General features: G+C 61.4%; 30 protein-coding genes, 3 tRNA genes and 1 pseudogene. 19 read left to right on the top strand and 15 right to left on the bottom strand.

Annotated features, from left to right (window positions below):
• From P696_RS56405 to P696_RS56390, 15 genes and pseudogenes are all read right to left on the bottom strand, one after another.
• Window positions 1-380: hypothetical protein (locus P696_RS56405; protein ID WP_157430022.1), on the bottom strand; the 380-nt coding region annotated here is incomplete at its 3' end.
• The gene (locus P696_RS56400) at window positions 377-709 is read right to left on the bottom strand and encodes a DUF7574 domain-containing protein (protein WP_157430021.1); all 333 of its coding nucleotides are present in this window, start codon (window positions 707-709) and stop codon (window positions 377-379) included. The genes P696_RS56405 and P696_RS56400, both read right to left, overlap by 4 nt.
• An 8-nt stretch (window positions 710-717) precedes the next feature.
• Window positions 718-2,328, bottom strand: coding sequence for a hypothetical protein (locus P696_RS0131195; RefSeq protein WP_026415405.1), 1,611 nt, complete (start codon window positions 2,326-2,328; stop codon window positions 718-720).
• Window positions 2,325-3,023: a hypothetical protein gene (locus tag P696_RS0131190; RefSeq protein ID WP_170026629.1), complete on the bottom strand. Its 699-nt coding sequence runs from the start codon at window positions 3,021-3,023 to the stop codon at window positions 2,325-2,327. The genes P696_RS0131195 and P696_RS0131190 overlap by 4 nt, the downstream gene beginning before the upstream one ends.
• Before the next feature lie 58 nt (window positions 3,024-3,081).
• Complete coding sequence (locus tag P696_RS0131185) at window positions 3,082-3,888, bottom strand: metallophosphoesterase (RefSeq protein ID WP_026415403.1); 807 nt, start codon at window positions 3,886-3,888, stop codon at window positions 3,082-3,084.
• Entirely contained in the window at window positions 3,866-4,219 is a 354-nt protein-coding gene (locus P696_RS55075) for a DUF3310 domain-containing protein (RefSeq protein ID WP_084338488.1), read from the bottom strand. The genes P696_RS0131185 and P696_RS55075 overlap by 23 nt, the downstream gene beginning before the upstream one ends.
• A complete protein-coding gene (locus tag P696_RS0131175; RefSeq protein ID WP_026415402.1) occupies window positions 4,219-4,509 on the bottom strand; it encodes a hypothetical protein in 291 nt (96 codons plus the stop codon). Before P696_RS0131175 ends, P696_RS55075 begins: the two co-directional genes overlap by 1 nt.
• Complete coding sequence (locus P696_RS58440) at window positions 4,506-5,120, bottom strand: toprim domain-containing protein (RefSeq protein WP_245627893.1); 615 nt, start codon at window positions 5,118-5,120, stop codon at window positions 4,506-4,508. Before P696_RS58440 ends, P696_RS0131175 begins: the two co-directional genes overlap by 4 nt.
• A 40-nt stretch (window positions 5,121-5,160) precedes the next feature.
• A pseudogene (locus P696_RS59425) lies at window positions 5,161-5,334 on the bottom strand (CHC2 zinc finger domain-containing protein); the annotation flags it as partial.
• Between the two features lie 83 nt (window positions 5,335-5,417).
• The gene (locus P696_RS0131155) at window positions 5,418-5,636 is read right to left on the bottom strand and encodes a hypothetical protein (protein WP_026415399.1); all 219 of its coding nucleotides are present in this window, start codon (window positions 5,634-5,636) and stop codon (window positions 5,418-5,420) included.
• A complete protein-coding gene (locus P696_RS55065) occupies window positions 5,633-5,953 on the bottom strand; it encodes an endonuclease VII domain-containing protein (RefSeq protein ID WP_245627891.1) in 321 nt (106 codons plus the stop codon). The genes P696_RS0131155 and P696_RS55065 overlap by 4 nt, the downstream gene beginning before the upstream one ends.
• A 311-nt stretch (window positions 5,954-6,264) precedes the next feature.
• On the bottom strand, window positions 6,265-7,053 hold the full coding sequence (locus P696_RS0131140) for a DnaB-like helicase C-terminal domain-containing protein (protein WP_245627892.1): 789 nt from the start codon (window positions 7,051-7,053) through the stop codon (window positions 6,265-6,267).
• A gap of 226 nt (window positions 7,054-7,279) precedes the next feature.
• Complete coding sequence (locus P696_RS0131130; protein ID WP_084338486.1) at window positions 7,280-8,056, bottom strand: PD-(D/E)XK nuclease family protein; 777 nt, start codon at window positions 8,054-8,056, stop codon at window positions 7,280-7,282.
• Window positions 8,057-8,063: 7 nt separating this feature from the next.
• Window positions 8,064-8,354 (bottom strand): Hint domain-containing protein, encoded by a 291-nt coding sequence (locus P696_RS57065; protein WP_170026627.1) that lies wholly within the window; start codon window positions 8,352-8,354, stop codon window positions 8,064-8,066.
• A 63-nt stretch (window positions 8,355-8,417) separates the two neighbouring features.
• Window positions 8,418-8,816 (bottom strand): hypothetical protein, encoded by a 399-nt coding sequence (locus P696_RS56390; RefSeq protein WP_157430019.1) that lies wholly within the window; start codon window positions 8,814-8,816, stop codon window positions 8,418-8,420.
• Window positions 8,817-9,601: 785 nt separating this feature from the next.
• On the opposite strand from P696_RS56390, the gene P696_RS59420 reads away from it, so the two are divergent.
• From P696_RS59420 to P696_RS0131030, 19 genes are all read left to right on the top strand, one after another.
• On the top strand, window positions 9,602-9,943 hold the full coding sequence (locus tag P696_RS59420; RefSeq protein WP_084338484.1) for an HNH endonuclease signature motif containing protein: 342 nt from the start codon (window positions 9,602-9,604) through the stop codon (window positions 9,941-9,943).
• Between the two features lie 154 nt (window positions 9,944-10,097).
• Window positions 10,098-10,169: transfer RNA gene (locus P696_RS0131125), tRNA-Ile, on the top strand.
• A gap of 2 nt (window positions 10,170-10,171) precedes the next feature.
• Window positions 10,172-10,244, top strand: a tRNA-His gene (locus tag P696_RS0131120).
• Window positions 10,245-10,378: 134 nt separating this feature from the next.
• Window positions 10,379-10,450: transfer RNA gene (locus P696_RS0131115), tRNA-Lys, on the top strand.
• Between the two features lie 110 nt (window positions 10,451-10,560).
• Window positions 10,561-10,986 (top strand): phage terminase small subunit, encoded by a 426-nt coding sequence (locus tag P696_RS53135; protein ID WP_157430018.1) that lies wholly within the window; start codon window positions 10,561-10,563, stop codon window positions 10,984-10,986.
• A gap of 39 nt (window positions 10,987-11,025) precedes the next feature.
• A complete protein-coding gene (locus P696_RS57600; RefSeq protein ID WP_051468406.1) occupies window positions 11,026-12,648 on the top strand; it encodes a hypothetical protein in 1,623 nt (540 codons plus the stop codon).
• Window positions 12,649-12,704: 56 nt separating this feature from the next.
• Window positions 12,705-14,132: a phage portal protein gene (locus P696_RS49275; protein WP_170026625.1), complete on the top strand. Its 1,428-nt coding sequence runs from the start codon at window positions 12,705-12,707 to the stop codon at window positions 14,130-14,132.
• Between the two features lie 71 nt (window positions 14,133-14,203).
• Window positions 14,204-14,785, top strand: a complete 582-nt coding sequence (locus tag P696_RS0131095; protein WP_026415395.1) for a hypothetical protein — start codon at window positions 14,204-14,206, stop codon at window positions 14,783-14,785.
• 73 nt (window positions 14,786-14,858) lie between these two features.
• Window positions 14,859-15,905: a major capsid protein gene (locus tag P696_RS49270; protein WP_051468405.1), complete on the top strand. Its 1,047-nt coding sequence runs from the start codon at window positions 14,859-14,861 to the stop codon at window positions 15,903-15,905.
• 44 nt (window positions 15,906-15,949) lie between these two features.
• Window positions 15,950-16,609, top strand: a complete 660-nt coding sequence (locus P696_RS0131085; RefSeq protein ID WP_026415394.1) for a hypothetical protein — start codon at window positions 15,950-15,952, stop codon at window positions 16,607-16,609.
• The gene (locus P696_RS0131080; RefSeq protein WP_026415393.1) at window positions 16,609-16,998 is read left to right on the top strand and encodes a hypothetical protein; all 390 of its coding nucleotides are present in this window, start codon (window positions 16,609-16,611) and stop codon (window positions 16,996-16,998) included. Before P696_RS0131085 ends, P696_RS0131080 begins: the two co-directional genes overlap by 1 nt.
• On the top strand, window positions 16,998-17,291 hold the full coding sequence (locus P696_RS0131075; RefSeq protein WP_026415392.1) for a DUF5403 family protein: 294 nt from the start codon (window positions 16,998-17,000) through the stop codon (window positions 17,289-17,291). The genes P696_RS0131080 and P696_RS0131075 overlap by 1 nt, the downstream gene beginning before the upstream one ends.
• The gene (locus tag P696_RS56385) at window positions 17,288-17,701 is read left to right on the top strand and encodes a phage tail termination protein (protein ID WP_157430016.1); all 414 of its coding nucleotides are present in this window, start codon (window positions 17,288-17,290) and stop codon (window positions 17,699-17,701) included. The genes P696_RS0131075 and P696_RS56385 overlap by 4 nt, the downstream gene beginning before the upstream one ends.
• 64 nt (window positions 17,702-17,765) lie before the next feature.
• A complete protein-coding gene (locus P696_RS56380; protein WP_157430015.1) occupies window positions 17,766-18,350 on the top strand; it encodes a phage tail tube protein in 585 nt (194 codons plus the stop codon).
• Between the two features lie 77 nt (window positions 18,351-18,427).
• On the top strand, window positions 18,428-18,772 hold the full coding sequence (locus P696_RS0131060; protein WP_026415390.1) for a phage tail assembly protein: 345 nt from the start codon (window positions 18,428-18,430) through the stop codon (window positions 18,770-18,772).
• 430 nt (window positions 18,773-19,202) lie between these two features.
• The gene (locus P696_RS0131045) at window positions 19,203-21,335 is read left to right on the top strand and encodes a phage tail protein (protein WP_157430014.1); all 2,133 of its coding nucleotides are present in this window, start codon (window positions 19,203-19,205) and stop codon (window positions 21,333-21,335) included.
• Window positions 21,262-22,956 carry a Gp37-like protein gene (locus tag P696_RS0131040; protein ID WP_084338482.1) on the top strand — a complete coding sequence of 565 codons (1,695 nt, stop codon included), beginning with the start codon at window positions 21,262-21,264 and terminating at the stop codon, window positions 22,954-22,956. Before P696_RS0131045 ends, P696_RS0131040 begins: the two co-directional genes overlap by 74 nt.
• The gene (locus P696_RS0131035) at window positions 22,953-24,257 is read left to right on the top strand and encodes a hypothetical protein (RefSeq protein WP_026415386.1); all 1,305 of its coding nucleotides are present in this window, start codon (window positions 22,953-22,955) and stop codon (window positions 24,255-24,257) included. The genes P696_RS0131040 and P696_RS0131035 overlap by 4 nt, the downstream gene beginning before the upstream one ends.
• A gap of 8 nt (window positions 24,258-24,265) precedes the next feature.
• A partial coding sequence (locus P696_RS0131030) for a phage tail family protein (protein ID WP_026415385.1) occupies window positions 24,266-24,985 on the top strand: 720 nt, incomplete at its 3' end.

The following is a 24,985-nucleotide window of genomic DNA, read 5'->3' as shown; positions in this document are numbered from 1 at the left end:
CCCGGGGGCAGCGACCCGCCACCGCCGTTACCAGTGCTGTTGTTCTGACGCGGAGGGCTGGATGCCCCCTGGCGGGGGGCAACACCAGCAGAGGTTCCGGGCTTGGTAGCTGCGAACTTCTGCGCAGTCTGCGCAACGGCTTCGATCAGCTCTTCGGCGTACAGCTCTCGGAGCTGATCCTTAACCTGAGTCGGCGTGGCCCCCCGGACAACAATCCACGGGCTATCAAAGCCCGAATGCTGCTTGAAGGTGACACTGACTTCGTTCACAGACTCGACAGACACAGGGGCCTCCTGGCGGGCGGGGGTTTCGGAACTGGCGGGCGTCGACCACGGGTCGGCCGGCACGCCGTTGGTGTTCGGAGCAAACGGGTCGTTCATCGGGCATTCACTACTTTCTCAATAAGGTTGACCACATCATTGTCCGAGGCTCCCCAGTAGCCTGCGGACTTCTTCTCATTGGCAACGGTAGAGATCTTCTGCGTGATCTCCCACGGCTCTGCGAAGATAAGATCCTCGACTTCGAACCATTCGAATGGACAGGGACAGGAACAACCGCTGTCTTGGCCATAAGCCAGTCGTCCGGTTGCCTTCTCACGCCAGACTACGAACAAATCGAACTCGTACGAAGGGGAGAACTCCAGCTCCCCCAAAACCTCCAGTCCGGAAGCTTCAGGGCAGTAGTAGAGGTTTTTATCGAAGTTCGGCATCTCTATCCTCAGACTCCGCAGACTCCGCCGACGCAGGCGGATTCGTTGCCAACTTCCTCGATTTCAACGCCCTCCCAGACCTTCGCCTCGGCGTAGGGCACCACCGTTAGCGGCTGGCCCCCGCGGGCACCATCCGGATAGGCGGTGATACCACGCAGGTACGGCAGACACTCGTAAAGCATCTCGCCGAAATCAAGCACGGAGAACTCCTGCTCGTCACGAGAGGGCAGATTGATCGTGCTTGAAATACCGTGGTCGACAAACGTCTGGAGCCACGCCTGGAATCGCAGCCTGCGATAGGGGGTCCGAGCCAGGCTGTAGGCACTGTCGACCTCGTCAGGGTCAATGCCCGCATCGGCGAGACGCTGTGCCGTGCCGTCAATGACGTACTGGTGGACCCAGGTGTCACCCTTGGCATACCGCCTCTTGTAGGCCGCAGCAAACATGGGCTCCATGCCGCTGGTGGTCTCGGCGATGATGCTGATAGTCCCGGCCGGGGCAATCGCCCTAGTCTTGACCGGGCAGGAGATCCCGAGCTGGGCAGCAAACTCGGCTGCGTGCTCTGTCGACCGCTCGTACTCCATCAGCCACGTGCCCAGCTCATAGTCAGGGGCGTACGCCTTGCCCCTCACAGCCAGCCACTCCGCTACCCCCATGAGGCCCAGGCCCAGGCGGCGGTTATGCTCCCGAGTCTCGGCGACCTCGGGATATGGCACGAGGCTGTAGAGGCTTCCGCAGATCAAAAACGCGGTGGCGAGCCGAACCAGATTGGCGAACTCCTCCTTGCTTCCGATGCGGGCCAGGTTCAAGCTGCCCAAGTTGCAAATGTCGTTGTCGTCCCGTGAGGTGACCTCGGTACAAGCGTTCCGAAGGTGCTCTCCGGCGTTCTCGACGACGTCCACGCTGAACCCGGGCTCACCGGTGCTCAGCATCCGTTCGACGGCACTCCAATAGACATCACAGGCGCGGGAGTGATCCGGGTCCTCCGTGTTCTCACAGGCAGCAAAGAACTTGTCATCGAGGATGACAGAGATGTTGGTCCCATCCATCGTGGCCGGGCTATCGAAGTCAGCTTCCTTCGCAGCCCTCATTTCATCTGGCCAGTCCTTGAGCCGAATGAACTCCATGGCGTCCGGGTGATTCCAATGCAGGCCCGCCCAGATGGCGGAGCGCCTAGCGCCGCCCTGGCGGATGTGCCGCCCGGCCTCGTTGACCATCTGCATCAAGGCGAGCGGGCCCGTGCTCTCTCCACCCGTGCCGTTGATGTGCGCGCCCTTGGGGCGCAGCTTGGAGTAAACGACGCCAATCCCGGCACCGCTCATCAGGCCCGCGGTTACCCGGCGCATCAGGTCGGCCCAGCCCTCCCGGCTGTCCTCGACGTCCAGGAGGAGACAGTTCTGCGTTTGGTGCAGGGGCTTGCCAGAGGCGAACAGGTATCTACCACCCGGCAGAAACTTCCGCTCTCGGATGGCGCGCTCAGTGTCGTCAGCCAGCTCAGGAAGGTACGGACGCATGACTGCGTCGACAACCCGCTTCGCGGTGTCGGGCCACGTTTCACCGGGCATCGCGTACTTCTGTTCGTAGACGGCCTTGGCCAACGGCCCGAACTCAGTAGTCACATAGTCTCCTTGTACTTGTCCCAGTTAAAATGCCTGCCAGGCACGTCCCACCGGTCCTGTTTGCGAAGCTTCTGGACCTTTGAGAGCGCGTCCTCTTCACACCATTCGCCGTCGTGCTGGTTCTCAGTGATGTGCTGTGCCTTGGCATTCGAAATGACGGTTCGCGAGCCAGGCCCCTCATCGGACCTGCCGATTCGCGCTGCAATCCGGTTCACGGCCCGGGTCAGCGCATCGATAGCCCTCGTGACGTCCTTGCGGTGCATCGAGTCGTCACCGTGGTAGAACCGGCGCTCCAAGATCGAGCGGTACTCCGGCTTGATGCGGTCCATCCCGACACGCAGATCCATCAGGGAGATGCCGATGGAACGTCCCTCGATCTCGGCAGAGAGCCAGTCGTCCTTGCCCGTGGGGACGTCCCAGGCCGAGGCGTCGAAGTAGACCTCGGCCAGGAGCGCCCGCACCTCGCGCGGCGTGTAAACGTACTGACTGGTCGAGATCACGTAGTCGTACCGCAGCTTGGCTGCGTAGGCTGCCGCGTCTCGCTCCAGGACCCTGTAGACGTAGGCGGCCTCGGCATCGCCTATCCGCTTGGCCTTCTCAAGGAACCGAGTCACCGCCTCACTGGCAATGTCCTCGGCCTCGATGCCGGGGTACTGCCGGGCGACATCTCGCCCGACACGGCTGGCCATCTTCACCAGCTCATCTGTAGCGATCAACCCATCCTCACTCTCCACTCACTGTCCACTCACTGTTTCAAGCCGCAGAAAAGCGCCCGCTTGCACCTCGACGGAGCGCGCCATAGCGCTCGCCTTCCACAACGAACGAACCATCCCGGTGCACGTCGACCTCAACCGGAGACACGTCCTGGTTGCCGACGTACAGGAGTCCGAAACCCTTCTGCCAGTTGGCGACGGCTCCGGCTCCGAGGTACTGGGCCTTGGACGGGTCCATGAGGTGTCCGACCTCGAACCCCCACCTGGTGGTGAAGCCAGTCGTCGCGTTGCCGGTCGTGCCACGACGGATGCCCAGCCTGTGGGTGTGCCCCATGATCACGTTCGCATTGGCCTTCGTTGCATGGTTGAACGCCGTCGTCCCGGCAATCTGGGACATGCCCTTGATCTCGTGCCCGTGGATGCCAACCGTGCCAGGCCCCAGCTTCATGAAGGGTTCGGCCAGCTCGACGCCGAAGCCGTCGAAGTCGAGCAGCTTGGAGAAGTGGACGTCGTCGGAGAACTCCGCCAGGGCAGGTGCCTTGTCGGAGAGGTACGTCCGGGGGCGAAGGTCATGGTTGCCCTCGAAAACCTTGAACAGCCCGTCGTACACCTCTCGGACGGGGGCAAAGAACTCCCTCTTGGTGACCTCGGAGTCCGACTTGACCCGCTGGGCGTACTCCAGCTTCGTCCCGAGGTTCCAACGGCTCGGCGTCTCGTAGTCGTTCAGGTCGCCGATCTGAATGAGTAGATCAGGCTGGAAATCGCCGATGAACCGAACAACGTTCTTCAGCGCTCTACGATCGTGGTAGGGGATCTGAAGGTCACTAATTACGACGATCCGCTTCAAGCTGCTTCACCTTCCTCTCCAGGTACCAAATCGCCTTCCGGTAGTCCTCAGTTGGATCGTCAGTCTTCAAACCCGCACGCCAGAGGTACTTCAGTGCGTTGCCCTCTAGGAAACCCATGTGCTCGGTGATGTTGATGCACTCGACACCACTGGGGTGAGATGTGTAGTGGCTTGGATGGGCTACAGAATCGTTCTTCTCGGCGAGGAGCCTCTTTTCCCAATCAGCCTTCGGACGCTCCAGTGGCTTCGCATGACGGATGCCTTCAGCGCATTCTTCGAACGAGTACTCCTCGTCCCAGTACTCCCAGCCCTCATCAACATAAGGCTCCATCAGCACTCCTCGCTTACGTGCTCAAGGCCGTCCACGTAGACGTAGCCAATCGTCAGAAGCGCCTGGTAGACCCCTGCGACGTCCGGGTCCCTTACAAGAGCGATCCGACCACTGTGGACATAGTCCAGGTCCCCGCTCTCGGCGTCCGAGGCGAGAAGTGACACCTGAGCAGCCAAATCCTTACCGGTAGGAACTCCGAACACATTTGGCCCCCCATACAGCCAACCTTGCTCCTCGAAGATTTCAGCCACCTCTTCGAGCGACATGTCCATATCCAGTTCCAACCTCATCCAAGTACCTTCGTTCGTAGCGCTTCTCTTCCATGTGCCTGGAAGTAAGAATTGACATCGCCGCCGGTCATAACGACTGGACGGAGGTTCGTCCGGAGGGGCTTGGCAAGAGCAGCAGCCATCTTCTCCCCGGCATCGTCTGCGTCTTGGAGAAGCATCACTTGGTCATACTGCTCAAGCAGATACGCCCACACCGGTTGCCAGGAGGTTGCACCAGGGAGTCCGATGCAGGGCAGGTCACACATCTGAGCAACGATGCAATCCAGCTCACCTTCGGTAACACAAATCCCCCGGGTCCCTGCTTCCAGGGCCGAGGGATTGAAGATGCGGGGGATGTCACCGGGCATAGTCAGGTACTTGTCGCCTGTGCCGCTCAACCTGCGGTATCTGATAGTGACGATGCCGTGCTTGGTGAGATAGGGGATGCTCAGCCAGCCTCGATATCTCTCATGGCCTGGGAGAGGGTCGGAAACGACCCCCAGTCGCCACTGTCCGATCGCCTCCTCTGTGATCCCGCGGCCCGTCAGATACTCGACGCCTTCCGGTGTGATTTCGTCGTGGTACTTCCTTGACGCCCTCTCCAAGAATTCTCTCTGCGAATCGGACGGCACCAGCAAAGTCCAAGCCCTCCTTTCTGGCAATTAGGGCAATGGCGTCACCCCTGACACCGCATGAATGGCAAGTGAAGGCGTATCCGTTGTAGCTAGCCGATGGGCGACTGTCATCGTGGAATGGGCAGACGACAGCCGTCCAGAATTCGCCGGGTTCGAGGTCCGAAAGATCGGCACCGTAGTGCTTGAGGATGGGGACGATGTCGACGTCCATTCACTTCCTCCTGTCGAACACAATCCCTGAGATTCGACCCACCAGCCATCCGATCAGAAATAGGTAGAACGCGTGCCAATCCATCAGGCGCACGCCTCCTCGGACTCGATAGCCGAACCAAGCCGCTGATGTAGTTCCTTGGTGAAGCCCAGGTCTGCCACGTATGCATCGAGAGTCATGATGAACTCGATCAGATCGGCGTCCGAAATTCCGTACCGGCCGATGTGATTTGCCATCAGCTCCGCAAGATCATCGAGGTTGAGAGTCACAGTGGTCGTGAGGTCGACTGTCGGCGCAGTCACGCCGTCCTCCTTCTCGGCCTCTTCCGAGGCCGGGTTTGGACTGGATCTCCGGTGTAGTAACGCTCCCCCAGTACCCGCAGTGCTGGCGGGCTCTCCAGGTAGTCAGCCGCCGCCCGGAGCACCTCGGGTCGGTCCCGAGCTGCTGTCAGCAACCTGCCGTTGCACATGCGGCACAGCAGGCCCCTGACGTAGCCAGCCTTGTGGCAGTGGTCGACGCTGAGCCGCTGTGCTCGCGGCTGGCCACAGATGGCACAGACGCCGCCCTGAGCGGCGAGGAGCTGGTCATACTCGCCCCGCTCCAGGCCGTAGGTCGCCACAACCCTCTGCTCATGGGCGGCCTTGGACCTGGACGTCTTCCGGCAGGAAGCACAGATGCGTCCGCGGGCCGAGGAGTAGAACCGCTCAGCTCTATTACGCCCACACGTCGCGCATGTTCGGTAGCCGCTACGTGCCACTCATCGCACCTCCTGATCCTGCATCATCGCGAGAAAGTCAGCGACAATCGCCGCCGTCTCCTCGTCCCTGTAGGAATTGATCTCTCGACCGCTCCCATTCGAATTGAGGCGCATGACAAGGAACCTTGGCTCGCGCCGACCTTCGCTCTGAACTGCGTAGTGGAACTCGACCATCACACCGCCTGCATCTGAACGCCACTGGGGTGATCCTCAATGGCCATTCGATTGAGATCCATCTTGAGGCTGACCGTGTACGTGCCAGCCGCATTCGCGATGCCATCGCGGTTCTTCGGAATTGAAATCCCCATCGCCTCCCCGTAGGGGGTCTCCTCCCGGTACGGACAGAGGATGAGTTCTGGGATCTTGCCAATCTTGTTCATGAGGGCTGATAGGGGCGGCGGGGTAACTCCGTCCTCGTACTCTCCGACGAGATGCGCCAGGACGATTACGCACATGTTCCGCTTGCGAGCCAATTCGAGCCCGAAGAGAAGGATGTCCTTGTGAGCCTTCGCCTCGGAGCCCTCCTCGCCCGGGTCGACGTTCATCAAATTGTCGATCACGCAAATGTCGGGATAGGCGCCTAGGTAGCCATGGGCCGTCACGCACTTGTCGATCAGATCTAGTGACGGGCCTGCATCGAACTCCCACCAGATTCGAGAGATGGGCTCAAGTTCCTTCTCAAAGGCATAACCCCTCTCCATGGCCCTCTGGACCTCTCCAGTTGCCCGGCCCGTGAGGATCGACACCGACCGTACGAGCTGTGTACCGGGCCCCGAGTCCGCACTGAAGTAGATGCAGCTCGCTCCGCTCTTGATGGCCAGGTTGAGCGCCAGAGCCGACTTGCCGACTCCGGGTGCCGAGGCGATCAGTACGAGCTGAGGGCGACGGAACACGGCCGTGGCGTCTGTCAGGGTTCGCCAGACGGTAGGTAGCGGTTGGCCAGACGATCGGTTGCTCCGCATAGCGGAGCCGAGGTGGTACAGCCCCACTCAGCTCTCCTGAGCTTCTCGAAGCGCCCGGAAGAACTCTCGCCGCCGAATCATGCCGGTGTTGTAGTCCCACATACTCAGCAATCTCGCCTCGTACAGAAACTCCAGCACAGCGGTATCTCGCCAGCGCTCAAGGATGCGCTCACTAGGGGTCATAGAAGAAAGAACCTCCAGCTATCTACTCACTATCAACTCACTGTTACGCCGCAAAAAAACACGACGGTCTCACTGTGCACGTGAAACAGCTCTTCGGGTTTGCGAGGTAAACGCCGTTCTGAACACCGTTGTGGAGCTGCTGGTACCAGTCTCGCACCATGTCCTTGGTGTACTTACGTAGGTCGACCTGCACAGGCGCGTTGTTCCGGCACATCCAGAACCGACCCCACTCCACAACTTCGCCGGTCAGCTCCTCAACCGCGATCTTGTAGGTCGCGAGCTGGTATGGATCGGCCGGCACATCTCGGCCCGTTTTCCAATCTTCCGGAATCAGCCTGCCTGTCGACTTCTCTTCACGCACGAAATCGATGTAGCCGAGCACGCTGAACTCGCCACAGTCGAGTTCGAACCCTGTCTCGACCGCGGCTTCGCCGGGAATCAGCTCTGCCGCCGCTAGATCGTCTCCTGGCAAGTTCCTGTCGATATAGCCGTGGACCTGCTGTATGCCCGCCTGAAAGCGCGTCTCCGTGTCTGTGGCGAGTGTCTTGCGACCACCAACCATCCACATGGACTCGTCAGGTTGCTTCTCTCGCGCCGCCGCCAGCTCGCGGTCCCAGGCGGCGACGTAGAGAGCTTCGGCCGCAGCCGGGTCCAGGGTTCGAAAGCTACGCTCGTAGCCCTCAAGGGCTTCGTGCACGGCTGTTCCCTGAACAAACCAGACTGCCTCGCGTAGCGGCACTTTCTTCACTTTCTCCAGATATAGCGCCATGCCACAACTGGAGTAGGTTTGAAGACGGGAAGGTGAGTACCGCGGAATCATGTGATCATCACTCCTTAATCACCCAAATTGTCACGTAGATCTTCTCGTCTTCGGTGTCCCCAACGTCCTCGGGGTTGTAGACGTTTGCTACGGCACCGTCAGGCACGATCGACCCGCACGCGGTGAGTAGTGCATGGACGCCGACGCCTCTCCGCATAGAAACCTCGTATAGCCATCCATCGGCGTATTCACGTCGATGGACTTCCGTGCCACCGCTTTGGTGTACGGGCGTGATTTCCCCCAACGGGGCCAGCGGGTTGCTGGGGCCAACATAGGCGGCGACACAGTCAACAGACAACGAACACGCTCCATCCCGCTGATATGCACCCAACGGAGGGGCTCAGAGCCCCTCCACTGGGCATCAAAGCTTTCTAGTTCGGCCTCTCTTGGCCCGATCCAGCACCTTCCTCAGACGCCAATCCGCTGCATCAGCAGGCTTGACAAAGAAACCACCAACTACACTCTCGTCATTCGGCGGCTCATCCTTGTCGTAGTCAATATCGAGTTCGCGCTCGATAAGACGTTCCGCCCATCGAAATGCCGTGGCCGCCGAGTCCGGGTCTACCTTTCCCCCCTGGGCCATGGTTGATAGATCCCGTAGATACTTATGAACCTTCTTGGACCTGTGCTCCCGTTCCACCTGCCATGGAATAGCAGCCTTGTGGCTCATCTGCTTACGGGTGAGTCCGTACCTACGCGCAGCTTGACTCACGCCAGAAGCAGACAGCCCCGTCTTGGCGGCAATCTCGGCGTAGGTCATCGGCTTAATGCCTTTAACCTTGTTCCCGCGCAACATGTCTCTTAGCTCATCGGGTTCTATCCTCCGAGGTTTCATTCTGGGAGATCCTTCCTGAAGAGCCAGCCCCGTCTTGGCTGGGCGTTCAAGCAACGAGTGCGTGTGGACTGTCTACCCACTGTCCACCTGCTGTATCGGGCCTCCACCCTATAGGAGTTAATGTCATCTCCCAAGGTCAGAGGCCCTTTTCCCTGGTAGCCCCGTCGCCGTCAGCCCGCTTCTGGCCGAATCACCCCTTACGGGCATGGAGTATGCCGGGGAGGGCACGACCGTTACAAGCGGTAACCAAGTTCCCAAACGTGCGTCCGCAGCGCAGGTTTCGGCACATCCGTAAACCTTCGAACGCCTGTGCGCGTCCGGCACCTTCGGGCAGGTCAGAGGCGACAAGGTTAGCTGGAGGTTAACTGAAGATGCTGCGGGTACACCGCTTGATCGTCTCTGCGACCACGGACAGTGAACCTACGTATCGGTTCAAGACACTCCTCACCTATCAAGTGACGTACATCACACTTTCTATCTGCCCCGGATTTGACGTTGGGGCACATCAGTAACAGTGAGGGGAGGAGGAGAGAGGGGGCGGAGCCCCCGACCGACGACGACCCCCAGGGCGGGATGCCCGGAGGGCATCCCCTAGTACGTACCTGTAGAGACGGCCCCAAGGCCGTCCCATAGAGACAGTCTGGGCCGCCAACAGGCGGCCCTTAGCTTGTCGAGGAACCTACGTCAACCGGGAGAGGGGAGTAAACGTCATGGTCAGGGCACCGACGCTCTGCGTCCGCTGCAACCGCACTGCTGTGCGCGGAGCTTACTGCCAGGAACATCGCCCCGTCCCCTTTGACGGGGCCAAGCAGCGATGGGCTGCCCGCCGCCCAGGGAACTATGAGTCCCTCCGTAGGCAAGCCATCCGTCGAGCTGGCGGCCGATGCGAGGCCGAAGGTTGTGAGTCGGTTGGCACTGACGTCGACCACATCAACCCCGTCGCCGAGGGCGGCCGGTGGGAGCTGGACAACTTCCAGCTCCTCTGCAAGCCGCACCACAAGAGCAAGGTCCAGGAGGAGGCCCTCCGGGGCCGACAACGGCGAGCTGCCTGACTCGGCCCTCCTTCTTTCTTCCATCAGACCTGGTCATGGTCGAGCGCCTCGATGCCGCTCCCGTGGTCACCGGGGCTGGCCGTGCCCTCTCCCCGCGGCCAGCCCCGCCTACTTCCCGAGCTGTTCGGCTACAAGCTCGTAAAACCCCGATTGACGCCGTCTAGCTCAGTGGTAGAGCACCGGACTCATGATCCGGAGGTCCCTGGTTCAAATCCAGGCACGGCGACTGTGGCGCTAGCTCAAGCGGTTAGAGCACCGGCCTGTGAAGTCGGTTGTTCGGGTTCAAGTCCCGAGCGTCACCCTGACACCCCTACCTGCTCTCCGGGGAATCAATAACTTGAGAGCTACTCAGTCCGAACGGCATGGGGTTGATACCAACGTCGCAACCTGGCTACGCCAGGCAGCATGAGGTCAATGATGCAGAGTGCGGCGCCATGGCTTGTAGCTCAGTGGCAGAGCAGCGGACTTTTAATCCGCGAGGCGCAGGTTCGAACCCTGCCAGGCCAACGTAGGTGGAGACGTCGGTTCGAATCCGACTCCGGGACATTCCTGGATGGTGCAGCGGCAGCACGCCACCGTTGACTTCTTTCTTCCGTCCCTCCAGAGGAGGTGATCACATGGCTGGCCGAGGGCCGGCGCCCAAGAGCAATGCCGTCCGGCGCAACGTTGTGGACACCGCCCACCTGGAGCAGGACTACGAAGTTCCTGGCCGACTGAAGAAGCTCGCGAAGCGCGCGAGCTACTCGGCTGCTACTCAGATGTGGTGGGACACCTGGGCGAACAGCGAGCAGTCCGAGTACTTCGCTGAGACGGACTGGCTCCGTCTTCAGATGCTCGCTCCCCTGGTCGAGAGCTACTACCGCAAGCCCGGCCACTTCGTCATGTCGGAGATTCGCCAGAGCGAATCGCTTCTCGGCGCAACGATCGCCGACCGGATGCGTTTGAAGGTCGCAGCGCTCAAGGACAAGCAGACCAAGCAAGTCGAGGCTCCGCCGACCATCGAGGCGGACCTTGCCCTGTTCGCCGAACTCTCAGAGGAGTAGCCGCCTGCCGCGGCCCCTGGCCGTGGAAGGAGGTTCCTCTTGGCGTACCCCGAGAACTGGAACCCCCAGACCGGCAACCTGCCGAAGGGCGTTCCTCACCCCCGCGATTCCCTGGGCTACCAGATCCTCCGGTGGTGTCGGACCTACATTCTCCAGCCGGACGGCAAGAACGCAGGCAAGCCATGGCAGCCGACTCGGGAGCAGACGCGCTTCATCCTCTGGGCCTACGCCCTCAAGCCGGAGGACCAGGTCCTAGAGGGCGAGAGTCCCTGGCTCTACCCGATGGTGTCCCTCCGTCGCTCGAAGGGCTGGGGGAAGACTCCGCTTTTGGCGGCACTGGCGATCATCGAGTTCCTCGGCCCGTGCCGTCTCGGGGGTAGAGACGCAGACGGGATGCCCGTTGGAGTGCCCGTTGCACTCCCCCTTGTTCAGATCGCTGCCGTCAGCCTGGAACAGACGAGCAACACGCGGGACATGATCCGCGGTGCCCTGGCCGAGAGTCCCGCCGAGGACCGCTACGGCCTGGAAATCGGCAAGGAACGCATCCAGTTCAAAGACGGCCGGCCTGGACGGATCGAACCGGTCGCTTCTTCTTCGCGGGGCCTGGAAGGCGCACGCCCGACGTTCGTCATTTGCGACGAAACACACCACTGGGTTCAGTCGAACGGCGGTCATCACGTCGCCGAAGTCTTGCAACGTAACGCCGACAAGACTATGGAGTCGGGAAGCCGACTCATGCAGACGACCAACGCGTTCAACCCCAACGAGGAAAGCGTTGCTCAGAGGACCTACGAGAGCTTCCTAGCGGGCACCCCTGGTCTACTCTACGACTGCCGTGAAGGCGCTCCTGTAGAGGATCTGACGGACGTAGAAGCGGTCCTGGCGGCCCTCAAGGACGCCTACGGCGATTCTTACTGGGCACCGGTCCAAGGTCTGGTGGCCAAGGCCACTGACCCGCTCACCCCGCCCGCCGTCTTTTACCGATTCTATTGCAACCAGATCATGGAGTCGGCAGACAACTGGATCGACAAGTACACGTGGGAAGGATTGTCCCGCACGGACGACCCGATCCAGCCGGGCGACCAAATCGCCCTCGGTTTTGACGGCTCCCTCAGATCAGACGCCACAGCGATCTGTGGCGTTCGCCTCCGTGACGGCAAATTGTTCCTCGTTCACCTTCAGGAACAAGACGAGACCGATCCCGACTGGCAAGTCAATCAGTTCCTGGTGGACCGAGCGATGCGCCAGGCCGTTGAGATGTACCGGGTTGAGGCCGTCTTCTGCGATCCGTCGTATTGGCAGAACCTCGTGGGAGTCTGGTCTCTCGACTTCAAGGAGAGAGATCGGGACGGACGAGACATCGTCTATGAGTTCCCTCCTCAACGCCACGCCAAAATGGCCGCAGCCATCGAACGGTTCCACACTGCCGTCCTTCTCAATGACGGCATCTGCCATGACGGCAACAAGGACCTGGCGAGGCACATCACCAACACAGTGACCTACGAGGTTCCACAGGGCACCCTCATCACCAAGGAATCCAAGAATTCCAAGAAGAAGATCGATGCTGCCATGGCCGCGGTTCTCGCCTACGAGGCCCGCGGCTTCGCTATTGAAGACGGTCGGATGAAGACCCGACGCAAGGCGCGTATGCGCACCTATTAGCCACGGAAGGAGGTCATCCCATCATTGGCACCAGGCCCACCACTCCCCTTGATTGGGTGGAGTACCTATCGGGCCGCCTTCACACACAGTCTGCTAAGAGCAAGATATTCCGCGACGCGTATGACGCGGAGAACCAGGATCTCAAGTTTGCACAGCAGAAATTCACCGAAGTCTTCGGCGACCTCTTCCATGGCTGGCGGGATAACTTCTCCTCGTTGATTGTGGACTCGATCTCGGAGCGCTTGAGCATCAGGGGCTTTCGGATGGGGCCCGACGAGGACGCTGACAAGGATGCCCTCGACATCTGGCAGCGGTCCTTCCTCGATGCCGACAGCAATGCTGCTCACATCGATGCCCTGGTCCAGGGCGTCAGCTTCCTCAGCGTGTGGATCGACGACGAGGGCCAGCCCACCATCACACCCGAGAGTGCTTCGGAGATGGTGGTTCAGTACGCCCCCGGAAGCCGACGCCAGCTAGAGGCCGCGTACCGCGAGTACCAGGACGACTGGGGTGTCATCCACTCTGTCTTGTACCTGGATACGGCCGAGAAGGGGATTAACGGCGTCTACAAGGTCGATCGGAACGAGAAGGATTCAGGGTGGTCCGACCCCAAGAAGGTTCAGGACAATCCCTTCAAGTCGATCCCCGTGGTTCCACTTCTGAACCGCAAGCGGCTCAAGAGTGAGCCGTACAGCGAACTTGCGGCGGTACTGCCGATTCAGAACGCAATCAACAAGGTTTCTGCGGACGCCATCGTGGCGTCAGAGTTCGGCGCTTTTCCGCAGAGAGTGATTACGGGCCTCGAGCCGTTCGATGATTCGGACGAAGAGAGGCAGGCGATGCTCAAGGCGTACGTCGATCGCATCCTCACTTTTGATGGCGAGGATGTGAAGTTCGGCCAGTTCGAACCTGCCGACCTCGGGAACTACGTCAAGCTGATTGACATGCTGGTGCAGCACATGGCTTCACAGAGCCGTGTGCCCTTCCACTATTTCTTGCTCAATGGCGGACAGGCGCCCAGCGGGGAGAGCATCACTTCCGCAGAAGCCGGTCTAGTTGCCAAGGCTAGGGAACGAATGCTCCACTTCGGCGAGTCCTGGGAAATGGCCATGCGCCTCGCATTCGAGGCCATGGACGACCCCCGCGCGGAAGCGTGGGGAGCAGAGGTCATCTGGGGCGACCCCGAGCACCGTGCAAAGGCCACGCTCGTGGACAGCCTCATCAAGCTCAAGGAGCTGGACATCCCTGTCAAGCAGCTCCAGGAGGACTACGGCTACTCGCCGCAGCAAATTGCACGCTTCATCGAGATGAAGGAAGCGGAGCTGAAGCAACAGCACGAGTGGCAGCAGAAATATATGCCCGAACCCGCGCCGGGGACGCCCGGCCAGCCCGCGACGGCGGGCCAGAAGGCACAGGGCACTTCCGCAGCTAGGGTCGCGTCTGTCGAGCGGCAGAAGGCCAAGGAGCAGCAGAAGGCTGCGTAGTTTGACCTGTTGATGGTCCGAGTCCCGCGAGGGATTTCCGGGCCTTTTCTATTTGTGAGAGGCAAATACTTATGACCACGAAGGCGACCGACGCCGGCACCGAGACGGAGCCGACGCAGGAGACCACCCCTGCCCCCACTCCGAGTATCGAGGAACTACTTGCCGAGCGCGACGCCTTCCGGGCCGATGCCGAGAAGTACAAGACCCTCATGCGCCAGGAGGAGGGCAAGCGCAAGAGCGCCCTGAAGGAGCTGGACCAGCTCAAGCGGGCGAGCATGTCCGAAGACGAGCGGACCATTGCCGAGGCGGTGGCACGAGGCCGCGAGGCGGCTGCCGCCGAGTTCGAGGCGGAGCGCAAGGCTCTCAAGCTGTCCAAGGCCGCAGCCGAGGCCGGGGTTGACGAGGAGGTGCTTGGCCTCCTGGACCCGACCAAGGTGATGCGGGACGGAGAGGTCGACGTCGAGCTGCTTAAGCGGCTGGCGCCTGGTCCGGCCCCCCGCTTCGCGGCAACGTCGACGGATCTCGGCATCGGTGCCCAGTCCACCTCTGGTGGCCAGCTCACCCGCGCAGACCTGCGCCGCATGACCCGCGATCAGATCAACAAGGCCCGCGACGAGGGCCGACTTGACGACGTGATGCGCGGCAAGGCGTAACCCACACTCTCCACTTGCAAGGCCCCTGGGATTCCCTGGGGCCTTTTTCTATGCCCAAATGAGGTAGTACTACATGGCTGAGACTTTCGCCAACGGCACCTACACCGACTCTGCGGCCGGTCATGCCCTACAGACCACCGGCAACCTCTTCATTCCGGAAATCTGGACTGCCCAGCTTCTTCAGGATCTTGAGCACAATCTGATCCTCGGTTCCGGCGTCTTCACCAATCGGAACTTCGAGGGCGAGTTCCGGCGCGGCGGGGATGTCGTGCACATCCCGCACTTCCTCGACACGGTTCGCGATTTTGACCGCAAGGCCGCGTACGAAGGATTTGCGGATAATGAGATGGACCGCGCGGAGCTTGAGTACATCAAGATGACCGTCGCCAAGGGTTCGTCTTTCCGATTCGAAGTGGACTCGCTTCACCAGCTCCAGACTCAGGCTGGTATCGACCTGATGTCCAACCTGGTTTCCCAGCGCGCTCGTTCGACCGCGCAGACCATTGATGCTCTGGTCGCCCAGACCCTTACCGCTGCGATTGGCGGCAAGGACTTGAACGGCGTCAAGAGCAAGCTTGTGCCGACCACTAAGGCGGCGTGGGATGCCCTTCCCGCGCTGCACGATGACGTCGAGCAGCTTGCCCTTCAGTCCGGTTCTAACGGTGTTTACAACACGATTGTGGACATGCTGACGGTCCTGGACACGGCTGCGGCTCCGCAGGATCGTGTACTGGTTATCGCGCCCTCGGTGAGGGCTGGTCTGCTTAAGGACCCGAACTTCATTGACGCGAGTCACTGGGGCGGCCAGGCCGTTATGCCGACCGGCGCCATCGGCGTCATTCTCGGCGTTCCGGTCATGGTGAGCAACACCCTGGCCAACACTTCTACGGCGAACCCGAAGAAGCTCACCAAGGGCACCCACACCGGCGCTTCCAAGCTCCAGATGGTCATGACCGCGACCAACGCAATCTCCCTGGTTATGCCCCACGCCGAAATGCAGGCGTACCAGCCCGAGAAGACGTTTACCTCTGCGGTTAAGAGTCGTCTGATTTACGACGCGAAGATCATTCGCCCTGAGCAGGTTGTGGTTTGCGGCACCTTTGCCGCGCCGACTACCTGAGTCGTGATGGCGGGCCCTCCGGGGCCCGCCCTCTTGGAGGCCACATGCTCATCACTGCTGACGAGGTCTCCGTCCAGACCGGCACCGTTTACACGGGGAGCGAGCTGGACAAGGTCAACTCGTTCATCAGCAACGTGTCCGACAGTATCGAGGCGTTCTGTCGGAGGACGTTCCCTTCCCCCGCTCCAGGTGCCATCAAGGCCGTTGCCCTGATTGAGGTTCGCCGACTGCTCAACTCAGAGCCCGGCGTTGCGACCGAGCGCGTTGCCGACCTGGCGAGCGGATACGCCTACGGTGGTGCCGCCGTGGTCCTGTCCTCTGCTTCGGAGGATTCGTTGCGGGCCTACCTGCGGTGGGTATCTCCGCGGTACGGGTCGATCCGACTCGTAACCCCTACCTACGTCTCGGCCCTGCCGGTCCCGATCGTCACTGTCCCATCGGTCGTCCAGGGGCCGACCGATCTCACGATTACCGGCCGGACGTGGCGTGAGGGCCTGGTCCAGGTGCAGCACAGCCTGGACGGAGTGACCTGGGTGGACTCGGCCGTCGCCGAGTCCCAGGACATCAGTGACGGTGGGCTCCCCTACTGGCACACGTCCTTCCCTATCCCGGCAGGCATGGCGGTCTACGGGTGGCGTGCTCGCCTGCGGTTCGACAACGACACCTCTCGGTGGTCGCGCGCTGTCCAGACCGAGGTGACCTGATGGCGATCCTCGACCGCGCGAATGAAGAGGTTCTGGCCTACCCAATCAGGTACGAAGGCGACGGGTACGGCGGCAAGACGCCCACGCACCTGGGTGAAGACGGCAAGCCTCTAACCCCCGTGCGCTTTCGGGCCTACGTCCTGCCCGTGGGCTACTCGGGCGCTGGCTGGGCAGTCGACATCAGGACCGAGGCCCAGGGTTGGGCCGACGTTCAGCGAGTTCGCGTGATCTGCAAGCCCGTCGACGGAGCACCGCCGACTGGCAAGTGGGGTCGCATCGAGTTCCGCAATCAAGCCTGGACGGTCCAGGAGGAGCCCAAGCTCTTCCGCGGTTCCCGCACCTCGCAGTCCTACGTCTCCCTGCTGGTCGAGCTGTTGGGGGACGCTTGATGGCCTACGTAAGAAACAACCTCAACGAGGTAATTGCCGAGCTGCCTGGCGTCCAGGCCCGCGTTCGCGCCGTGGCGGACAAGACCGAGGCCCGGATCAAGACGGCCATCGCGCCGCACAGCAAGACCGGCTATCTCCTTAGCTCGGTTGGGGTCGAGCGTGCGAGCAGCAAGGACTATTGGGTCTACGTCGGTGCTCGCTATGCCGTGCCCCTGAACTACGGATTCGTGCACAACTGGACCAAGGAACGCGTCGAAGGGCTGCACTTCATCAAGGGCGTGATCTACGGATGATCGCACCAAGGGTCGCCGACATCGAAGCCCTGGCCTTGGACGTGCTTCGTCACTATCTCCCAGACGCAGCGAACTATGTTGTCACTCCTCCCCACGACTGGGTTCAGTCGATGCCTTTCGTTTGGATTGTTCGTGTTGGGGGCTCAACCAAGAATCCGATCGTGGATCACGCGGTTCTATCGGTATCGACTATCGCGGCCACTCGCAAGGATGCGTCTGATCTGGCTCGCAAAGTCCAGACGGCTTTCTGGCAGGCCCGTCTCGACGGCTTTCACTCACCTGAGGGAAAGATCGCCGATTTCCAGGTTGTGAAGGGCCCCCAGCTCGACCGCGACGGATTGAGCGGCAAGCATTCAGATTCGTACAATTTCGACGCTACGTACGACGTCTGGGCCCGCGCCCCCTACTAACCCACGCACTTTCTTCTTTCTTCTGAGCCCTGCCATCGGCGGGGCTTTTTTCATGGAGGCCCCTATGGCAGACAGTCAAGTGCTGCCCAGCACTGGCTACGTGTACGTCGCACCGGTCGGTACTCCGATGCCGGCGCTTCCTATCGCTGATCCGAAGGCGCCTGGCGCTGTTTGGAAGACCATCGGAAACACCAGTCTGGAAAATGGCATCAGCCGAGAGGTTGATGGTGACGATCCGGAGGTTCTGGGTAGCTGGCAGAACCCCGCGCTGCGGACGACTCAGCCGGTGAAGACCAGGTCCGTCACTCTCAACCTGTTGGACTGGACCGTCGAAGCATACGCGCTGTATTACGGCGGTGGCGTTGTCGTGGGTCCAGATGGAATCACTCCGGCCAAGGACACCGACACGGTTAAGGCGTTCCGCATTCCTGCGAATTCTGTGCCGCAAGAGAAGGCGCTGCTCATCGTTGCGGTAGATGGCGAGTACCAGGTGGTCGAGCACTACGGCAAGACCTCGATCACCGGCTCGGACGCCATTGAGACCGATCCGGCTGCGCTGGCCGAGATTCCGGTGACGGCGACCACTCTGAGCGCGCCGGGCACTGACTACACCGGCACTATTTCTGAGCGCCTGAAGTACACGGCTTAATCCTCTACGGCCCCGGCCCCTGTTTGCAGATGACGGGGGTCGGGGCTGAATCATCTGCACATCTGCGAGGAGACGTCATGCTTAATTTTGCTGACCTGAAGGCGAAGGCCGAAGCACTGGAGAAGGAGAAGGGACTTCCGTTCCTTGCCAAGGACGGCAAGGAACTGCTCCTCCGTCCACTGCTCCACCTATCGAAGACGGAGCTGAAGAATGCTCTCGCCCTGGTGAGCGTGATCGAGGACGACAAGGCTTCCCTTGAGGCCCGCCTGAATGCGGCCGACCAGATCCTTGCCATCGCGGCCAGCCGGACGCGGGCGATGAAGGACTCACTTGACGATCTCCCGCCGGAGATGGGGATGGAGATTTTCAGGACGTGGATGGAGGCGGCCCAGGGCCCGGAAGCATCCGACTCCACGAGCTGATTGAGGCGCACGGCGGAGAGGTCTATGCCGATCTGCTCCGCTACTACGGGGTGGATGTGCACGGCATTCTTGACGGCACTCTCCCGCCTCGTCACGCGCTTGCGCTTGTGGAGTACCTGCCCATCGATTCGGCTACCGCAGTCGCCCGCCGAGGCGGGCCGGAGTTTTCCGGTTGGGACCGCCAGGCGTACCTGACGGCCGATCTCATCGACGCCGTTCTGCATCTGCATCACGTCACGGTGGCAGCGAATTCGCGGAAGAAGATCGCAAGTCCTGCGCCCTATCCGCGGCCCAAGGGCCGCCCCGCTGGAGAGCCTGACATCTTGCTACGTCGACTCCGTGGCGAGGACGCCGGCCTTCCCCAGGCCGGTCCAGGTGCGTTGATTCCCCTGCCGTCTTAGAACCCCCGCAGTGCGGGAGGAGGTGACACATGTCCGGTGGTGCTGGTGGCCACGAAGTTGAGCGGCTCGCGGTCAAAGTCGTTCCCGATACAGGTGGCTTCAAGGAGCGGCTGAAGGCGTTTTTGGACGAGGCCGAGGCCGGTTCGAAGGTCGAGGTTGACCTTGAACTTAAAGGTGAGGCCGGCGCGAAGGCCGAGCTTGATGAGCTTGCGCGAGATTTGAAGGTTCACATCGAGGTCGCCCTCAAGGGCGCGGCCGACGTGAAAGCGGAATTGCGCGACATCGCACGCAATAGAACTATTGCGCTTCAGCTCAAGTTGAACACAGGCCAAATGCGGACCCAACTCCAACGGGTAACTCATAATCGCGACCTTACGGTCAATGTGAAGCTCGACCTTGGAAAGGCCCGTGCGGAGCTTGACCTCTTTCTTCGTCCTCGGAGACTCAAGGTCCATGTGGACATGGACCGGAACTCTTTCGGACAGCTCATGGCAGGGGTCTCCCAACTCAGCTCCATGATTCGCAATTCATCGGCGCAGATGCGCCAAATGGGCCAGGTCGCCGGGAGCGCCTTTCAGTCGGGCACTGAGAGCGCAATGGGCTTCAGCGAAGCCCTCGGCTCGCTGGGGCCAGTCATCCGGGGCATTGTGATCGCGGGGATCGTTGTCCTTGTTGGCGCACTGATTGGCCTTGTAATTGCTGCCGGTGCAGTCCTCGGAGCCCTTCTCACGCTCGTTCCGGTAGCGGGCGCACTGGGTCTTGCGCTTGCCTATCTCTTCAAGAGCAACGACAAGATCGCAAAGGGGTTCCGAAAGAACTTGCAGGGCGTGCTCGGCACGGCCCGCCAGGTCCTAGGGGTTGCGGTTCGACCGCTTGCCAAGGAGATCTCAAAGCAACTCCCGGCCGTCCAGAAGTGGATCCGGCTCATGGGCGGCCCTCTACGCCTGGCCTTCAACAGCGTCTCGAAGTACGTTGCGCCTCTAGCCAAGACGGTAACGCAGTTTGGAACCAGCGTCCTTCAGGGAATCGTCCGGGCTCTTACGAATCCGCAAATGGTTCCCGCAGTCAACGGGTTCCGCACGTTGATTACTGATCTCGGAACAGCGATTGGCAGCTTTTTCACGACCCTAGCGCAAGGGGGTACGGACTACGGCAAGACGCTGACAGCCCTGGGTTCGGCCCTTCGGACCTTGGCGCCCTCCCTGGCGCAGATGTTGAACAGCTTCGCCAAGGTCTCGCCCCAATTGATCAACGAAATTGCTACTGCACTCAAGGCCATCTTTGACACGCTAGGCAACGGTGAGAACCTCAAGGCCCTTGCCGACTTCGCCCAGTTCTCCTTTATTCTCATCCTGGCAACTCTGTCGACAGTGATGGCTAACATCAAGTTTACCGTCGACTTGTGGCACTCGCTCTACGACGGCGCGGTTTGGGTTATCAATGGGATCGTTGCCGCCTGGAACGCGTGTGTGAGTTTCCTCGAAGGTCTGTTCAATGGCCTGGGCTCATTCATGACGGGCACTTCAGACACCATCAAGGGCAGTGTCGTCGGCTCTTTTCTCGATATGGTTAATCGAGTAGCGTCTGCCATGAACTCTCTGTCCGATGCAGTGTCCCGCGCCTGGTCCAAGATCACAGGTGATACGAGTTCAGGGGCGAAGAGCACCCAGACAGCAGCAGTCGGACCATTTGGCGGCATGGCCTCATCCATTTCTGGAATCATGGCCTCGATCGTGTCCACTGTCTCCTCGGCTTGGGCGCAGATTGCCAGCATTGCCGGTCGAATCACCAGCCTGATAAGCAGCGTGACGAGCAAGGTCGGCTCTCTTGGCAACGTTCTAGGCGGCCTGCATCTGTTCGCTGCAAGCCCTTCGTCCGAGAACGGCGATCCGGGGCCGACACCCTTTGCCGCGCGAGCTGATGCACCTGATGTAAGCACCTTCGGAGCTGCATCCATTTATGACTCAGTGGACCAGCTATCCCGAGTGGACACCAAGCTCCGTGCTAAATACGCGCGTGCGTTCCCTGCTCACTCCGGAGAGTCTGCGGTGAAGTCCACCGCGCAGAAGATCTACAACATCACCGTCAATGCGGCACCGAACGTGCCGACTGAGACGACGCTTCTCAAGCATCTTCGATTTGCAGACGCCTTGTACGGCTAAGCAGGCCCCCGGCTCGACCGCCGGGGGCTTCTTTCTTCCATCAGGAGCGAGCCTCATGCGGTATCACGTCTACGTACGGGAAGCGCTCTACCCACGTGGCGACGTCCCCGAGCAGCAGTCCTCCCGGCCTGTCCCTCCCCTGGGGTTGATCGGGGAGCTGGACACCCTCACAAGCTTCCAGGCGATCAGTCGACTCAACGACGTCGGTAGCTGGTCGATAGAAGTCCCGTCTGGTTCAGAGCAGTCTCGTTGGCTGCTCCCAGGTCGAGGCATTGTGGTTTTCCGGGACGGCCGAGCGGAGCCCGTCTTCTCGGGCCCGATCCGCTCTATCGAGCGAGCCTGGGACGCTGCTGAAAACCCTGGCGCCGGAGTCGTACGCGTCACGGGCGTAGACGACATGGCTCTGCTCGCCGAGCGCTTGGCCTGGACCAACCCGGCCGAAGACATTCACTGGGCTGCCAAGCACGTGCACTGGCAGACCTCTCCGTCGTGGACCAACGTGGGAGAGCTGCTCCGGGAGCTGCTCCTCGCCAACGTGGCTGGCCAACCTGATCGGTGGGTTTCCAAGCTGTACGTGGCTCGGCAGGATCCTGCGCTCCTGGACGACGAGACGGCCAACTCGACGTTGCTTCGGTTCAACGACGTCAGCAATGAGATCCGCAAGATGGCAGCGGTTTACGGCTTCCGCATTTCCTGTGTCTGGCACCCCTCGCCCTACTCACTCGGCGACGGAGCAGACGCCGACGACGGCCCTGGCGTCCTCGTGCGGATCCAGGCGGTAGACGACCTCACCGGAGACGTTCAGTTCGGCGCGCACCTAGGCAACTTGCAGGCGTACTCGTACAGCGTCACTGCTCCCGAGGCAACGCGAGTCGTAGTCGGCGCACAGCGCCGCCAGTACAAGGTGCTCAAGGTTCAACCGACCAAGGACAGCACAGGCAAGGTCACCGGCTACACGGAGACCGAGGTCGAGCGCGAGGGACCCGAGCGCTACTACGCGTACTACAAGCTCCGAGACCTTGATCCCGATTGGTGGGGCGATCCGCAACTCACCCCTGACGACCGAGCCAACACACTCGCCTGGGCCAACCGCGGACTCACCGCGGCCGAGGTTGAGTGGGGGGTCAGCGCTGAGAAGTTCGTGGACGCGTCCAGCGTTGACTGGCAGTGGATGCAGGACCCCAAGCGCGCCGCCGGGTGGCCGCTCGACCCGCCCGTCTGGTCTCGTCAGTACCGTCAACTCCATGAGCAGGCTGACAAGGTCCTGGTCGAGGCTGGCCCTTCGGCCACGATCACGGTCACCCCGGTAGAGACTCCGTCGACTCCTGCGTGGGCCGATGACTACGACCTGGGCGACATCGTTCGGGTGCACCTGGACGGAGATGTCCGTGACGAGGTCGTGCGCGAGGTCGAGTTGATTGCCAGTGTCCAGGACGGACACCTGGCCCGACCCACGCTCGGTACCGAGGACGCGACCGCGTCTCCTCTGTTGTACCGACAGATCAAGGGCCTGTGGACGCGTGTAAACGACCTTGCCGAGCGCGAGGACCTGGTCCCCCTGGACGAGCCCGTTCCTGTGCCGAGCTTCGGCTTCACCCGAGTCGAGGAGGCGGCGGCATGACCCTCACCAACTTCAAGATTGCCGGACGCTCGTGTGTCCAGGTCGGCGGAGCACCTGCGGGCAAAACCCGGCTTACGATCACCGTGCGCGTGGACCGCACGCACCGCGTCTACGTGATGCTCGACGGTGTTCGGTACGGCTCCCAGATGTGGACCCTCGGGGTTCTGCAAGCGGTCGAGCTGGACCCCAAGACGGGCAAGATCGTCAAGAAGCGACCTCTCGACTCCACCCTTTATGTCGATGTGCCGTCCGATGCGCTGCCTCACCAGATTGGGCTAAAGGCCGTAGACGGGGCCACCACAGGCGACACCGCTCTCTACTCCGCTGACTGCATCGGAGGCGTGAAGGGCACCGTCAAGAGCTACAGCGTTGACCCTGCATCGATGGAGCGGCACTACCAAGTGCAGCTCGCCCACACCGGCACGCCCGCGGTGAACCTCTCCGCGTATGTCTGGCTCGACGGCCGCCAGGTCGGCGGGCCCATCACTCTCAAGCCCGGCCAGGCCGTGACACGAGACGTGGTGGTCCCGGCCGACGCGAAGCTACACGTCATCTCTACGGGCTACCGAAACCGCAAGCAGCTCATCTCTCCAACCATGTGGCACGCCCTCACTGCTGAAACAGCGCCGGTCATCGACAAGCCCGGGTGGACGCCGGTCACGACGTTCAAGGCGGGTGAGACCGTCGTCATCACTTCGGCGGTCGGTGAGGCACCTCTTGCCACGGATGGGTCCGAGTGGATGCTCCTGGAGTACTCCAAGGCTGGGACGAGCACATGGGTGCCGCTCGGCGACGCCGAGACTGACGGCCTGGTCGCGCCGGACGACGACGGCACTTGGTCATACCAGCTCGACACCTCCAAGGCACCGTTCGCCTCGGGAGGCTCCTGGGACATCCGTGCGACCCGCTATCAGGACTACCGAGCTTCGGATCAGGTCGTTCACAGCTTCGCGATCAGCGGCACGCTGACGCCCCCCACGAGCCCGTTTACGGCTCCGCGGATTACTGCGCCGACCAATCACACCGCGAGGAGCGGACAACGTGTCACTCTGCGCGGCACCGGCCCGGCCGGCGCTCGCCTCGAATTCCGGCGACGGCTGGTCACCAAATGGGGTGAGGCTGGCCCCGTTCCGGCTCCCTGCACAGTCGGAAAAGACGGTAAGTGGTCGACGTGGGTTATCGCTGAAAAGGTCGGCAGCCATTCCTATAAGAAGATTGCTTATTCGTGTCGCGCTAGCCGCAACGGCCGGACTACGGCCTGGAGCAATGAACTGACTATCCGCTGGAACAAGCGCCGCTAAGGAGTGCCATGCCCTATCCCGTGCAGTGGCAGCGGGAACTGGACGCCCTGAAGGCTCCCGTCACTATTCGCTGGCAAGATGCTTCCGGCCAGGACGAGTTCATATTCACCGGCTCTCCAGACAACCAGCGTTCCGGCATCATCATGCTGGCCGGGGCTACCGGCCTCGGCATTGCCCCAACTGATCAGGTTGTGACGGACTACCCCGCTCTCGATGGCGGGTTCCTCCAAGGGGGCCGGTTTGCCTCCCGAGAGATCATGCTTCCGCTGTACGTGTGGGGCCGCACTAGGCAAGAGTTCCTTCGGCTCATGAACGCCTTGGCGGCAACTATGCGCCCGGACGTGCCTCGCCGCCTGGTCGTGGAAGACCGAACGTTCCCTCGCCTGCGCACTCGGTACGCCGAGTGCTACTACTCCTCGGGCTGGGAAGGGGATGAAAGCTACGACGCGTCTGGCCGAACTTGGGCGAAGCTCGGAATTACTCTTGCGGCCCCTGACCCCTGGTTCCACGAGCCGACCGCCGAGACCTTCACGGTCTCGTCGTCCAAACCTACTGTGACCGTGCCCGAGCTGCTCGGCGGTTCGGCCTGGCCGACCATCAGGGTTTCGATGCCCTACGGCTCATCCAACATGCGCATCACCAACGTGACCTCCGGCCAGCAGATCCGCATCGACCTCTGGGCGATGGCCTGGGAGCTGATCGACGGTGATATGTCCACGGTGGTCGAT

The organism is Actinomadura oligospora ATCC 43269 (assembly GCF_000518265.1).
GTDB lineage: Bacteria > Actinomycetota > Actinomycetes > Streptosporangiales > Streptosporangiaceae > Spirillospora > Spirillospora oligospora.
This window is presented reverse-complemented; position numbering and strand designations above follow the sequence as displayed.

Excerpts from the sequence above, each read along its gene's own strand:
- P696_RS0131060 (WP_026415390.1), top strand. The coding sequence starts at position 18,428 with ATGCTTAATTTTGCTGACCTGAAGGCGAAGGCCGAAGCACTGGAGAAG.
- P696_RS59420 (WP_084338484.1), top strand. The coding sequence starts at position 9,602 with ATGGTCAGGGCACCGACGCTCTGCGTCCGCTGCAACCGCACTGCTGTG.
- P696_RS55075 (WP_084338488.1), bottom strand. The coding sequence starts at position 4,219 with ATGGAGCCTTATGTTGATGAGGGCTGGGAGTACTGGGACGAGGAGTAC.
- P696_RS0131130 (WP_084338486.1), bottom strand. The coding sequence starts at position 8,056 with ATGATTCCGCGGTACTCACCTTCCCGTCTTCAAACCTACTCCAGTTGT.
- P696_RS56390 (WP_157430019.1), bottom strand. The coding sequence starts at position 8,816 with ATGACCTACGCCGAGATTGCCGCCAAGACGGGGCTGTCTGCTTCTGGC.
- P696_RS56380 (WP_157430015.1), top strand. The coding sequence starts at position 17,766 with ATGGCAGACAGTCAAGTGCTGCCCAGCACTGGCTACGTGTACGTCGCA.
- P696_RS0131095 (WP_026415395.1), top strand. The coding sequence starts at position 14,204 with ATGACCACGAAGGCGACCGACGCCGGCACCGAGACGGAGCCGACGCAG.
- P696_RS53135 (WP_157430018.1), top strand. The coding sequence starts at position 10,561 with ATGGCTGGCCGAGGGCCGGCGCCCAAGAGCAATGCCGTCCGGCGCAAC.
- P696_RS49270 (WP_051468405.1), top strand. The coding sequence starts at position 14,859 with ATGGCTGAGACTTTCGCCAACGGCACCTACACCGACTCTGCGGCCGGT.
- P696_RS0131175 (WP_026415402.1), bottom strand. The coding sequence starts at position 4,509 with ATGAGGTTGGAACTGGATATGGACATGTCGCTCGAAGAGGTGGCTGAA.
- P696_RS0131040 (WP_084338482.1), top strand. The coding sequence starts at position 21,262 with ATGCGGCACCGAACGTGCCGACTGAGACGACGCTTCTCAAGCATCTTC.
- P696_RS56385 (WP_157430016.1), top strand. The coding sequence starts at position 17,288 with ATGATCGCACCAAGGGTCGCCGACATCGAAGCCCTGGCCTTGGACGTG.
- P696_RS0131085 (WP_026415394.1), top strand. The coding sequence starts at position 15,950 with ATGCTCATCACTGCTGACGAGGTCTCCGTCCAGACCGGCACCGTTTAC.
- P696_RS0131140 (WP_245627892.1), bottom strand. The coding sequence starts at position 7,053 with ATGCGGAGCAACCGATCGTCTGGCCAACCGCTACCTACCGTCTGGCGA.
- P696_RS0131075 (WP_026415392.1), top strand. The coding sequence starts at position 16,998 with ATGGCCTACGTAAGAAACAACCTCAACGAGGTAATTGCCGAGCTGCCT.
- P696_RS56400 (WP_157430021.1), bottom strand. The coding sequence starts at position 709 with ATGCCGAACTTCGATAAAAACCTCTACTACTGCCCTGAAGCTTCCGGA.
- P696_RS0131035 (WP_026415386.1), top strand. The coding sequence starts at position 22,953 with ATGACCCTCACCAACTTCAAGATTGCCGGACGCTCGTGTGTCCAGGTC.
- P696_RS0131045 (WP_157430014.1), top strand. The coding sequence starts at position 19,203 with ATGTCCGGTGGTGCTGGTGGCCACGAAGTTGAGCGGCTCGCGGTCAAA.
- P696_RS0131080 (WP_026415393.1), top strand. The coding sequence starts at position 16,609 with ATGGCGATCCTCGACCGCGCGAATGAAGAGGTTCTGGCCTACCCAATC.